The sequence below is a fragment of the Paenibacillus sp. FSL R7-0179 genome, from assembly GCF_038002265.1.
In the GTDB taxonomy this organism is placed as follows: domain Bacteria; phylum Bacillota; class Bacilli; order Paenibacillales; family Paenibacillaceae; genus Paenibacillus_AQ.
This window is the reverse complement of sequence record NZ_JBBOCC010000002.1, coordinates 157,007-169,152: the sequence shown is the minus strand read 5'-3', so window position 1 is coordinate 169,152 and position 12,146 is coordinate 157,007. Positions and strand designations below refer to the sequence as shown.

At 53.4% G+C, this 12,146-nt stretch carries 12 protein-coding genes and 1 riboswitch; of the genes, 4 read left to right on the top strand and 8 right to left on the bottom strand.

The annotated features are described in order from the left end of the window. Positions 1 to 70 precede the first annotated feature (70 nt). Positions 71 to 319: an NHLP leader peptide family RiPP precursor gene (locus tag MKX63_RS17525; RefSeq protein ID WP_445321806.1), complete on the top strand. Its 249-nt coding sequence runs from the start codon at positions 71 to 73 to the stop codon at positions 317 to 319. A 15-nt stretch (positions 320 to 334) separates the two neighbouring features. Here MKX63_RS17525 and MKX63_RS17520 read toward each other — a convergent pair whose 3' ends face one another. Further along, positions 335 to 2,248 (bottom strand): ATP-binding protein, encoded by a 1,914-nt coding sequence (locus MKX63_RS17520; RefSeq protein WP_341023079.1) that lies wholly within the window; start codon positions 2,246 to 2,248, stop codon positions 335 to 337. A gap of 115 nt (positions 2,249 to 2,363) precedes the next feature. Further along, complete coding sequence (locus MKX63_RS17515; protein ID WP_341018889.1) at positions 2,364 to 4,259, bottom strand: ATP-binding protein; 1,896 nt, start codon at positions 4,257 to 4,259, stop codon at positions 2,364 to 2,366. A 270-nt stretch (positions 4,260 to 4,529) separates the two neighbouring features. Between MKX63_RS17515 and MKX63_RS17510 the strand changes: the two genes are divergently transcribed. From MKX63_RS17510 to MKX63_RS17500, 3 genes are all read left to right on the top strand, one after another. Beyond that, complete coding sequence (locus MKX63_RS17510; RefSeq protein WP_341018888.1) at positions 4,530 to 5,138, top strand: hypothetical protein; 609 nt, start codon at positions 4,530 to 4,532, stop codon at positions 5,136 to 5,138. Positions 5,139 to 5,224: 86 nt separating this feature from the next. Next, a riboswitch (Fluoride riboswitch) is annotated at positions 5,225 to 5,286 on the top strand. A gap of 72 nt (positions 5,287 to 5,358) precedes the next feature. After that, positions 5,359 to 6,672 carry a voltage-gated chloride channel family protein gene (locus tag MKX63_RS17505; RefSeq protein ID WP_341018887.1) on the top strand — a complete coding sequence of 438 codons (1,314 nt, stop codon included), beginning with the start codon at positions 5,359 to 5,361 and terminating at the stop codon, positions 6,670 to 6,672. A gap of 146 nt (positions 6,673 to 6,818) precedes the next feature. Next, on the top strand, positions 6,819 to 7,490 hold the full coding sequence (locus MKX63_RS17500) for a peptidylprolyl isomerase (RefSeq protein WP_341023077.1): 672 nt from the start codon (positions 6,819 to 6,821) through the stop codon (positions 7,488 to 7,490). Positions 7,491 to 7,611: 121 nt separating this feature from the next. On the opposite strand, the gene MKX63_RS17495 is transcribed toward MKX63_RS17500, so the two are convergent. The 6 genes from MKX63_RS17495 to MKX63_RS17470 all read right to left on the bottom strand — a co-directional run bounded on the left by MKX63_RS17495 (position 7,612) and on the right by MKX63_RS17470 (position 12,138). Continuing rightward, complete coding sequence (locus tag MKX63_RS17495) at positions 7,612 to 7,953, bottom strand: DUF6693 family protein (RefSeq protein WP_341018886.1); 342 nt, start codon at positions 7,951 to 7,953, stop codon at positions 7,612 to 7,614. Between the two features lie 146 nt (positions 7,954 to 8,099). Continuing rightward, the gene (locus MKX63_RS17490) at positions 8,100 to 9,194 is read right to left on the bottom strand and encodes a Leu/Phe/Val dehydrogenase (RefSeq protein WP_341018885.1); all 1,095 of its coding nucleotides are present in this window, start codon (positions 9,192 to 9,194) and stop codon (positions 8,100 to 8,102) included. A gap of 183 nt (positions 9,195 to 9,377) precedes the next feature. Then, positions 9,378 to 9,707, bottom strand: a complete 330-nt coding sequence (locus MKX63_RS17485) for a hypothetical protein (RefSeq protein WP_339222501.1) — start codon at positions 9,705 to 9,707, stop codon at positions 9,378 to 9,380. A gap of 36 nt (positions 9,708 to 9,743) precedes the next feature. Continuing rightward, on the bottom strand, positions 9,744 to 10,445 hold the full coding sequence (locus tag MKX63_RS17480) for a pirin family protein (protein ID WP_341018884.1): 702 nt from the start codon (positions 10,443 to 10,445) through the stop codon (positions 9,744 to 9,746). A 21-nt stretch (positions 10,446 to 10,466) separates the two neighbouring features. Next, the gene (locus tag MKX63_RS17475) at positions 10,467 to 11,042 is read right to left on the bottom strand and encodes a hypothetical protein (protein WP_341018883.1); all 576 of its coding nucleotides are present in this window, start codon (positions 11,040 to 11,042) and stop codon (positions 10,467 to 10,469) included. 163 nt (positions 11,043 to 11,205) lie between these two features. Then, positions 11,206 to 12,138, bottom strand: coding sequence for a manganese-dependent inorganic pyrophosphatase (locus tag MKX63_RS17470; RefSeq protein ID WP_341018882.1), 933 nt, complete (start codon positions 12,136 to 12,138; stop codon positions 11,206 to 11,208). Positions 12,139 to 12,146 lie beyond the last annotated feature (8 nt).

Sequence of the window (12,146 nt, the reverse complement as noted above, 5' to 3'; positions counted from 1 at the left end):
TGTAAATAGCAATAGAATTATAGAATGGCCTATGCTATACTTAAAAGGCAATTATAACCATTTCGAAAGGGTGATTCTATTGTCAGTAGGAGTTCTTAAGAATCAGGTGATTCAGAAGGCGTGGGAAGATCCGGCTTTCAAACAAAGACTGCTTGCAGATCCGAAGGCAGCGCTCCAGGAGGCGCTGGGCATCAACCTTCCTGACAACATTACACTGAAGACCGTTGAGGAAGGCTCCAATGAATTCTATCTGGTCATTCCCCCAAGCCCTTCTTCTGATGTAATGAAGACACGTATCACCCCAATGGGAACCTGGTAGCATATTCAAGTCATATTATGATCGGGAGTTGGAATCGTCCGGCCCTTCTGCACGCGGCAGAATGGTGATGGACTCGGTTCCGGCTCCTTTTTTGCTCATAAAACGGATTTCGCCCTCCATCGCTTCAATAATACGGAAGGTAACCATCAGCCCGAGCCCCGTGCCCTTTGTCTTATTAGAAGAGAAATACGGCTCGCCCAGACGGCTAAGCACAGACGGTTCCATGCCTGCCCCGTTATCCTTAATATGAATATGCACCTTATCTCCCCGGCTGTAGGCCAGCAGATGAATCGTGCCTTCCTCCCCCAGGGATTCAATGCTGTTCTTGATGATATTAATCATCGCCTGCTTGAACTTCGAGGAATTCCCTTTGACCCACAGGCCGTCCTCCACCTCGAGAATCATTTTGCCACCGTTCAAATGGCATAAGGGCAGCAGGATGCTCTGGATATGCATGAACTCTTCATTCACATAGAGCAGGGAGACCTGTTCAAATTCCGGCTTGGCAAAGGTCAGAAAATCGGTAATAATGCTCGCCGCCCGGTCCAGCTCACTGAGCGCCATGGTCAGGTATTTCTGCTCGTCCCCGCTCGATTTCTCGCTGAGCAGCTGAAGGAACCCCCGGGTTACCTGGAGCGGGTTACGCACCTCATGAGCTACCGATGCTGCCAGCTCGCTGATAATCTCCATTTTCTCCGAACGCTGCAGTTCGTTGTTGAACAGCTCCAGCTCCTGCGAATACTTCACCACTTGGCTGTGGTTCTGCGCCAGCCGACGACCCAGAATCACAATCAGTGAGAGAATGAACACAACCAGCGCCCACTTCCAGTAGAAGAGATCATAATTCCCGCGTTTGAGATAATACCACAGCAGCTCCAAGATCCCGGTAAGAGCAGCCGTACCGAAGCCGCATGCGAAGATGATCGCATCCTTGTTGCGCTTCAGAGAGAACACAATAACGCAGCCGATCAGCAGGATGAATTGAAGAATCATAATAATGCCGACAATGTTGGTAGAGATGAAGTAATAGAATTTCAGATACCGGCCCCCGGATAGTGCATTAATAATAAGGAGGACACAGCAGAATAAGGAATAGGCCATCTGAAATTTGCGGAACCTGCGGATGATGCCGTATTTGCCCGCACCAAATATTTTCTCGAACAGGAAGGTCAGTGCAGGTAAGAGGGACAACAGTGCCACATCGAACAAAAATACACTGAGCCCGCCCAAATAGCTGTAGAAGGTATAAGTGAAGGAAGAATAGGTTACGGACAGCACTCCGGTAGAGGCAATGACAATGGACAGCGAAGCCGCCACGGGGAAATACTCCTTGTTCAGGAAAAATGCGCACACAAACAGCACCGCCGCCACAAAGATAAACGCGCCGCCCAGAATCACATCTATAAGTCCGTTTTTGATATAGTCCTTGATTAGAATAGTATGCTCACCGAGCATCACCTGCTCCTTGATTCCGATCCGGTCCTGGAGCGTCTGCGTCCAGATATAGAGCGTCTTTCCGTTATCCCGCATGTCCAGGGGCACAAGCAAGGAATAATTATCCATAATAAAGCCGCGATCCCCTTCAAAAACCAGCCGGTCCTCCACATACACCTTCACATGCAGCGCATAAATCGTCTGGATATAGACGGAGGGGGACACGTAATGATAGGAGGGCAAAGTAATCTTGGTCCAGGCGGAGGATACCCCGGAAGGCTTGCGCGGCATCTCGGCCTTCGCCTCCACATCGATCCACCCCTGTTCTTCCTTTACCGGAGCCTGAAGCCCGCCATCATCCGGCCCCTCCTGCCACTTCATCTGCCAATGTCTGATCTCACTGGCGGGGGAGGCGCTTTGCGCGGATACCTGAAGACCTCCGCAGGTTAGGCAAAGCAGAAACAATACGAACGCTGTATGTAAACTTTTGACCATCAAAGACATGCAAGCACCTCAGAGGAAAGTTTTAGAAGCAAAGTTCTGTAGTGTTAATATTTCGCCCCATGCTCTGCCCATCCCTTCAAAAAAACGGAATAAACAAAAATATTTTCTAATTACTGTTGGAGGCCGGCAATTTAATAAGCACTTCGGTCCCTTCGCCCTTGCGGCTGTGGAACTCAATCGTGCCGTTCATCGCCTCAATAATACGGAAGGTGACCATGAGGCCAAGTCCCGTGCCCTTGGTCTTATTGGAGTAATACGGCTCGCCCAGCCGGGCCAGCTCGCTGACCTTCATTCCCTCGCCGTTATCCTTCACGCTGATGATTACCCAGTCGCCCGTTCTCCAGGTCGTTACGACAATCTGCCCCTCCTCCTGCAGTGATTCAATGCTGTTCTTGATCAGATTAATGAATGCCTGCTTGAATTTGGCCGGACTGCCCGTCACTTGAAGCTCCTGCTGCAGACGCAGCTCTATCGAGCCGCCCTGCAGATTAGCCAGCGGCAGCAGGATTCCCGACACATGCTTCAGCTCCCCCGAGACTTCGAATACATCCACAATATCCGAGCCCGGCTTCGCAAAGGTCAGGAAATCGGTAATGATCACCGAGGCCCGGTCCAGCTCCCCTACAGCCATCTTCAGATACTCCTTCTCCTTATTGCCTGAGCGCTCCCCCAGAATCTGCAGGAAACCGCGTGTGACCTGGAGCGGATTACGTACCTCATGGGCTACAGAGGCGGCAAGCTCACTGATAATCTCCATTTTCTCCGAACGCTGCAGCTCATTATTGAATTTCTCCAGCTCCCTGGCGTATTCCAGCGCCTTCTCGTGGCTTCCTGCAAACCTTTTCCCCAGAATAGCAATCAGGGAAAGAATGAACACCACCATGCCCCATTTCCACCAGTATAGATGATACCTCTCCATTGAAAGGAAGTACCGCAGCAGCTCCGCCACAGAGACCACGGCAAATACAGAGAAGCCGCCAGTGAATAGAATAGCATCTGAATTGCCTCTTCGGGCATAAGAAAACGCCAAGAACAGCAGGTAGATAAGCTGGGCAATCATTAGTACACCGGTTGCGTTAATAGTCAGAATAGAATACAACGCGTCCAGCCGGAAGGACACTGCGGCGTTCAGAATAAGCGCTGCGGTACAGAACAGGGAATAGGCCAGCTGAAATTTACGCGCCCGGGTAGTGAATCCCCGCTTGCCCGGTCCGAATAACTGCTCAAAATAAAGCGTGAACGCCGGCATAATGGTAAACAGGGCCAAATCGAAGCTGATCTGTCTGAGACGATCTCCCCGGCTTAGAATCAGTGTCAGAAACGGGGAGTACGTCAGCAACAGCACTCCAAAGGACAGAATGACCAGGGCCAGAAAGAAACCGCTGTAGAAAAATTCAGGCTTAAGGAACAGCAGGCAGATCAGTAACGCTCCGGCCATGAAAGTCATGGCGGCTCCAAGCACAACGTCCACCAGATCCTGCTTCACATAAAAGGACAGCAGCTGATTGTAGCTGCCGACCCTTACATTCCCCTCGATTCCAAACTCCCCGCTGCCCGCATTCCACAGATAGAGCCGCTTTGCACTGTCTTGTGCCGGGAGCGGAATCAGCACCTTGTTGCCGCTATATTCCACATCCCCGCTGGAATCGTAGATTAGCCGGTTGTCTATGTATGCTTTCAGGTTATCGCCAAATACTCTATCGATCAGAATAGCAGGGGTTGCCCCTGCAGGGGGCAAGGTAAGCCGCATCCAGGCGGAAGCGGTACCAGATGGCGGAAGAGGCCTGGCCTCCCTGGCCCGTACCCATGTCCATTCAGTGGCCCGCACTGTCATTGCAGCTTCTATGCCGCTATTTTCAGCCGTTTCCCACTTCAGCTCCCAGGCCGGAATTTCCGCTTCGGTATGTCCGTCCCATTCTATGGCGATCCCCGCCGGAATAATGGTTATTACAAGCAGCAGCATGATGAGAACTGCGGCTGTTTTGGTTGATGCTAACTTCATTGTGGCACCTCAGTGAATCATTAGTTGTATTTATATAGTCCATATGATTCTTATTTTCGACAACGTTTGCACAATACCTGCCATCAGACTGCAAATAACCTCGAAACGGCTCGGTTAATCCATCTATTCCGGTTATTTTGCCGGAGAAATGAATATATTAATCAAATGCTCTGCCTGGATGCCAAGACAGATTCGCCGCTGCTTAAACGGGTATAGTTGTACTATAAGATGAAGAAGACCTACAACAAGGGAAAAGGGAGCTGATTGACGATGGGCAACGAATTCAATAAGACGGAAGCCGACTTTGCATATGAGCGCTATACCAAAATGGGCGGTGTCTCCCCGGAGCAGGATATCCCGCTGGAAGAATTACGCCCGCTTGGCACGATTACTGAGCCAAGTCCCAGTGAGGAAACCGCTGGCGCCGGGAACCGCCCGTTGGAATCTGCACTGGCCAGTCATGACCCTGCTCACTTCACACCGATCGATTTCGACGGTGTAGTGGATGACGGCTCGGACCCGGCGCTTGAGAGCGATCCTATTCTTGCAGCCGATATCGGCCTGAATGTGCCGGACTCCGGGCTTGGGCCGCGCGCAAACCGTCCTGTTCATGCTTCTGCCACCCCCGGTCCGCAGCGGGATGAGCTGCTGGAGTCGGATGCTATATACACGGCCGGCGCAGCCGGATTGACCGGCAGCGTCATTGATTATGCGGATACGGAGGAAGAGGTGACCGAAGAAGCGGAGGAGGCCGCTCCGCTGGAGGATGTCCCGGATGCGGATGAGCTGGTTCCCGGAAGCAGCGTTGACCCGGTCTCCCCGGACCCGGATGCCATGCCCGGCACCGATGTGCTGAACGGCTCGAACGGTGAGGAGTAGATACGGCTAAGCGTCCCTGCCGGAGCGTACACCCACGGTCCAGGTTCATATTGACTTTTGGAGACAATCGGCTTACGATAGTTTCATTCAGTTGCGGCGATGGAGTTCGCCATAACCGCCCTTCGGGGCTAATGACTCCTACCAGTGGTTAACTTCGCTGGTAGGAGTCTGTTTTGATTTCAGGGCAGTATTGATTTCGGGTCGGGGGGCATAAGCCATAATGAAGAGGAAGTATGAACGGTGGGCCGAGCTTGCAGCGCGCCAGAACCAGCTTGCACTCTGGAGTACATTTGTGAAGTGGGTGATCCTGGGGGGAATGGTCGGGCTGCTGGCAGGAAGTGCCTCAGCCTTGTTCCTGGCAAGTCTGAACGCGGTCACCCAGGTAAGGCTGGAGCATGCCTGGCTGCTCTTCCTGCTTCCGGCGGGAGGCGCGCTCGTCAGCTTAATGTATATGCGTTACGGCAAGAGCAGCCTGAAGGGTAACAATCTGATCCTGGAGCAGATCCGCCAGGGCAACGAAGCCATTCCGCTGCGCATGGCCCCGCTCGTTCTTGGCGGCACGCTGATTACCCATCTCTTCGGCGGGTCAGCCGGACGCGAAGGCACGGCTGTGCAGATGGGCGGCAGTCTGGCAGACAGTCTCGGCCGCTGGCTCAGAATCGGTCCGGTGGACCGCCGAATCCTGCTGATGTGCGGCATCAGCGGCGGCTTCGGCTCCATCTTCGGCACCCCGCTGGCCGGAACGGTGTTCGGCCTGGAGGTGATCGCCATCGGGCTGATCAGCCATAAGGCGCTGCTGCCTTGTTTTGCCGCCAGCTTCACCGGTGATCTGGTGGCCTCCCGCTTGTGGGGCGTTCACCATATCCATTATCAGGTGGATGTCTTCCCAGCTATGGATGCGCTGGTGCTGGTCAAGGTTATAATCGCCTCTATCCTCTTCGGCATGTGCAGCCTGCTGTTCAGTGAGCTTACCCATTATCTGAAGCGGACCTTCACCGCCATAATCCGTAATCCTATGCTCAAAAGCGCCGCCGGCGGACTAATCATTATTGCCCTGGTCTACATAGCCGGTTCCCGGGACTATCTGGGGCTGGGCCTTCCGCTGATCAGCAGCTCCTTCGAAGACGGCGTATCGCCCTTTGCTTTTCTATGGAAGCTGATCTTCACCGCATTCACTCTGGGGACCGGCTTCCAGGGCGGCGAAGTAACGCCTCTATTCGCGATTGGAGCTTCTCTGGGGAGCAGCCTGGCCGGAGTGCTTCATCTATATGGGCCATTCCTGGCTTCACTCGGCTTCATCGCTGTCTTCTGCGGAGCAACCAATACACCGCTTGCCTGCTTCATAATGGGCATCGAGCTGTTCGGCTCCGGCGGAGCGGTCTATATGTTCATCGCCTGCATCATCAGCTATCTGTTCTCCGGACACAGCGGAATTTACAGCTCCCAGCTCATCGGCATCTCCAAAAGCGCTTTACTGCCGGTTCCCGAAGGAACGACGCTCGCTTCCGCCAAGGAGCACCCCGCACCAAAGTAGCGGAATCCGGCCGGCCGCTGACGCAGACTTTGCCAGAAGCAGGACAAAGAAGGTATGATACAGAGGTGAATGCACCACATTATTCAAGAAGGAGAGATTCTGAAGTGAAGTCTATCACAAGAAAACCTGTCATCCTGCTTGCGGTGATGTGCCTGATGCTCGTCATTCTGGCGGGCTGCGGCAATAAGCCAGTGAATAATAATGCCAATGGTAACAGCAGCACCGGAGCAGGCAGCGAGGCCACCGCAGCACCGCAGGAGAGCGTCACCGCTACAGAAGGCGTGCCTTCAGCCACAGCCAGCCATCCGGTGGTTACGATCGAGATGGATAACGGCGCTGTTATTAAGGCCGAGCTGTATCCCGAGGTTGCCCCCAATACGGTCAACAACTTCATTTCATTGATCAAGAAGGGCTTCTATGACGGAACCATCTTCCACCGGGTCATTCCAGGCTTCATGATCCAGGGCGGGGACCCGGATGGCACAGGTATGGGCGGACCGGACTACAGCATTGCCGGAGAATTCAACAACAACGGCTTCACCAATAATCTGCTGCATACAGAAGGCGTACTGTCCATGGCGAGAAGCAAGCCTATGGACTCTGCAGGCTCCCAGTTCTTCATTATGGCCGCAGCTTATCCAAGCCTTGACGGCGATTACGCTGCCTTCGGCAAGGTTACTGAAGGACTCGAAGCGGTCCAGGCCATCGTCAGTCTGCCGCGTGGCAAGAATGACCGTCCGGATCAGCCGCCGGTGATGAAGAAGGTCACCGTTGATACGCTTGGCGTTACTTATCCCGAGCCGCAGAAAGTCCAATAATCAAACCGCAAGCAGGCTGCACAGTCCGGTCTTGCTTCAAAATCTACACAGAAGAGCCATCCCCCATAACCGGAGGATGGCTCTTCTTCATATCTTAAGTATATTTGAAGCATGCGGCTACTTATTGGAAGTGGGTATGCTTCGTTCTCCACTGCTCCAGCTTAATGAACACCCAGAAGCCGTAGATTCCAAACGTGATCACCGTCAGCAGGAACCACTTGATCCATTGTCCGAACAGGCTGACGGCTGAACCGTCGAACCGCAGACGCTGCCCCTCCACCACGGTATGCTCGACCTTCCAGCGGTAGAGCATTACTACTGACCAGGGATAGCAGATACCGAAGGTACAGACCGTAACCAGCCAGCCAGCGAGACACCACCCAATGTACTCAATAAGCTTCCCGTCAAAATAAGATTCCCTGCTTCCATAATTCATCTCTGCCGTAATGTGCAGTGCTCCCATGGGTCTCCGCCTTTCATTCATGCAAAATTATTCCTGGTTCTATTTTCCTTATTATCCATGCTGGGCACTACTACATTTCTCACAATTCTAACTGGTAATGGATAAAAAGTAGAATGAAGTCGAAATTAGCCGCCCACTCGGGCAGCCTATCTCCGGCTTAGGGCATGCTGACCGTTCCGCAGGAAAGTGCTGCGGCTGTTGCGAAGCAGGGATATCCGTTCTTCTGCAAGCTGATCCGCAGCCGCGTAGGCCGGAATCCCCTTCAAACGGGAGATCTCCAGCACACGGGTGATGCTGTCATAGATTCGGGCGATCTGCTTGTACGCCCGCTCCTTGTGGTAACCGTTCAATTCATCAGCAATATTAATAACGCCACCGGCGTTAATGACATAGTCCGGGGCGTAGACAATCCCCATCTTATGCAGCGCGTCCCCGTGACGCGGCTCCTTGAGCTGATTATTGGCAGCTCCTGCAATCACCTTGGCTCTAAGCCGCGGGAGCGACTCATCATTAATGGTGGCACCGAGCGCACATGGCGCATAGATATCACAATCTGCCCCAATAATGTCGCCCGGTTCTACAACCGTTGCCCCGTATGCCTGGACAGCCCGGTTCACTGCCTCACTATGAATATCTGCAACCAGCAGTCGTGCACCTTCTTCATGCAGATACTTGCATAGTGTAAAGGAGACATTGCCGACACCCTGCACGGCGACGGTTCTGCCTGTGAGGGAATCACTGCCGAAGGCAGCCTTCGCTGCGGCCTTCATGCCCTGATATACCCCGAAGGCTGTAGCCGGTGAAGGGTTGCCGGACGAGCCGTAGGAAGCCGATATTCCGGTAACGAAGTCGGTCTCCTGATGGATGATATCCATATCCTCTTCTGTAGTGCCAACATCCTCTGCTGTAATGTAACGGCCGTTCAAGCCCTGTATGTATCTGCCGAAGGCGCGGAACATCGCCTCGTTCTTGTCTGTGTGCGGATCACCGATTATAACGGTCTTACCGCCGCCCAGATTCAGCCCGGCCACCGCGTTCTTATACGTCATGCCTTTAGCCAGCCGAAGAGCGTCAACTAGCGCCTCCTCCTCCGTTGCATAGGTCCACATTCTCGTTCCGCCCAGCGCCGGTCCCAGCGTGGTGTCGTGAATCGCAATAATCGCCTTCAGCCCCGATGCCTTATCCTGACAAAACAGCACTTCCTCGTAATCCTCCCGCTCCATCGCCGCAAACAATTCCATCCGCTTCATTTCTCCCGTCTTTTCTTATGTACATGTTACGTTTCATAACAAAGCTAGTCGTTCTGGAACGTATTGTCAAGTTCATTTGTCCCATTTTCATCTATTTTCATAAAAGCGCAGCAAGCAGCAGACCCCGAACCTCACGCCTGTTGTAAGCACATGGGGTGGAGTCTGCAAAAGGGATCAGGCCCAGTATTGATCTGGACGGTATTCGATCTCGGACTGCACAGCTATCGTCAAGCGCCCGGAGTCCGCATCATAGGTGACAGGCTGATCTCCGACGTAGTACCAATGCTTGATGACCGGCCCGTCTGCAGGCTCCTCGAAGCGGAATACATTAAGCTCCGCCTTCAGCTCCACCACCGCAGCGCCCTTATCTGCCGCCACATTCGTCAGGGTGATCAAGGTCAGCCCGCCCTGCTCATCGAAGGTGTACCCCACTCCCTCCATGCTGTTCACAAGCATGCGCCCGGTTACGGAATGCTTCACCAGCACTCTTTCCTGCTCTGCCATTCGCGCTCCTCCTTCACGTCTGTGTCCCGCCGCTCATTACGGCAGATCAATCACCATGACCAGTATATTCTCATCAGCCTTCAGCTCCAGCTGCGCTATGTCCTCGATTCTTGCCGAATCGCCCGGCTTCAGCACACCCTCCCCGTTCAGGGTAAGCTGCCCTTCCACCAGATATACAAAGCTGCGCCGCCCCGGCTCCTGCCGGAAATCCAATTGCTCTCCCGCCTTGGCCTTCCCCAGATAAATCGTCATGTCCTGGGCTATACCGACAATCTCCTCCGAAGCTTCGGCCGCTACGACCGGAAGCAGGCGTCCTTCAAGCTTGGCCGGATCGAAGCGCCCGGTTGCGTAGGAGGGAGCCGTCCCCCGGGCCTTAGGCATGAACCATAGCTGAAGCAGGCGGACCGGCTCACTGTCCGAAGGGTTATGCTCCGTATGAATCGCGCCGGTCCCTGCCGACATCCGCTGAATGCCGCCGAAGGATGTCTGCGCAACATTGCCGAGGTTATCCTCATGACGAAGCACGCCGGACAGCACAATGGAGACAATCTCCATGTCACTGTGCGGGTGGGCGCCGAAGCCTTTTCCCGGAGCGATCGTATCATCGTTACAGACGCGCATCGGCCCGAAGGCCGTGTTATCCGGATCATAGAAATCCCCGAAGGAGAAGACATGGCTGCCCTTCAGCCAGCCGTAGTCGAACTGGTGCGCAGACGCAGCAGGATAGATTGTAATCAATGGAACCGCCTCCTGTGGTTATTATGAAGTGGTCGATATTTGCAGTTCAGAAACGATGAACCATTTCTTGGACGCAGCATCCTTGAAATACACCTGGATCATATAGTTCCCCTTGTCGGTAACCTTATAATTATACGCTGCCGATTTAAACCAGAAGCTGTCCTTCTTCTCTGTTATCGGCTGGTTATCCACAACATCCGTCTTGCCTGCCGGGTCTGTAATGGTAATTTTCAGATCGGAGATATCTGTTTTGAGATCATCCACCTGCACCAGGGCAGAGAAGGTATTGCTGGTATCCATCCTGACTTTGCCGAAAATCTTGCCCTGCTCATCCAGCAGCACCGTGTTCACATTAGGCTTGTAGATCTTGACCGTTCCGGCTGACTCGTCCACGGATACAATCGCCTGCATATTCTCGGAAAGCTGTTCCACAGGCACATATACCCCACCATCCGAGGATAGTGCTGACTGCTTAAGCAGCATATTATTCACATAGAATGAGAGATCTGTTTTGCCGGCAGCAGCATACAGCAGGCCTCCTCCCGAGACCATCATCAGGCACATTGTTGAAATCGCCAGCTTGCGCATCTTCCCCATTATTCCCGTCCCCCTCTATAATGTCCTATGCTGTTTATACCCTTCAGGCAGCAAGGAGTTGCTGTGAATTGTAAAATAAAACCGGCTGTACGTTTTTCCTGAGGAAAAGGCACAGCCGGTCACGGGACAACCTTCTTGCTCCGGGTACACCCGGAAGCAGCAATTACAGCTTGGCGATCGTCTCGGTAAGCACCGGTACAATCTGTGATTTACGGGACACTACACCCTTCAGCACAGCCTTGTTATCATCCAGCTTCACATTGTAAGCCTGCTCAACAGCGCCTGCTACACGGCCCAGGGCAAGACCCACGGAATCGTTGTTCAGGATATCGGTAACCACGAACAGGAACAGATCCAGTCCCTTGTCATCAATAATCGCGGTAAGCGCTGCTTCCAGCTCCGGCTGCTTGGACAGGACATCATTCACATCCACAGCGTTAACCTGGGCAATCTCCACCTTATATTCACCCATCTTGAATTCCTTGGCATCCAGAGAGATCAGCTGGGCAATGCTCTTGTCGCTCAGGTCTGCACCGGCTTTGAGCATGTCCAGGCCATAGCTTTCAGCATCAACACCGGCAATGACCGCCAGCTCACGCGCAGCAGCCACATCCTGCTCTGTGCAGGTCGGCGATTTGAACAGCAAGGAATCGGAAATGATAGCGGACAGCATCAGACCGGCGATGTTCTCAGGAATGGCCACGCCATTCTCTTTGTACAGCTTGTTCAGAATGGTAGCTGTACAGCCTACCGGCTCAGCCCGGTAATACAGCGGATAGGCGGTCTCGAAGTTCGCAATCCGGTGATGATCAATAACCTCAACCACACGGACCTGATCGATATCATTCGCACTTTGCTGGCGTTCATTGTGGTCAACCAGAATCACTTGTTCAGCTTCGGCGGCTACATTCTCCACCAGGCGCGGCGCTTCTACCCCGAAGTGATCGAGGGCGAACTGAGTCTCTCCGCTGATGTCTCCAAGACGGACCGGCTCGGCATCCCAGCCCAGTTCCTTCTTCAGTGCCGCATAAGCAATAGCTGAGCAGATCGTATCTGTATCCGGGTTTTTGTGACCAAAGATCAAAGTTTTTGTCATTTCCAATC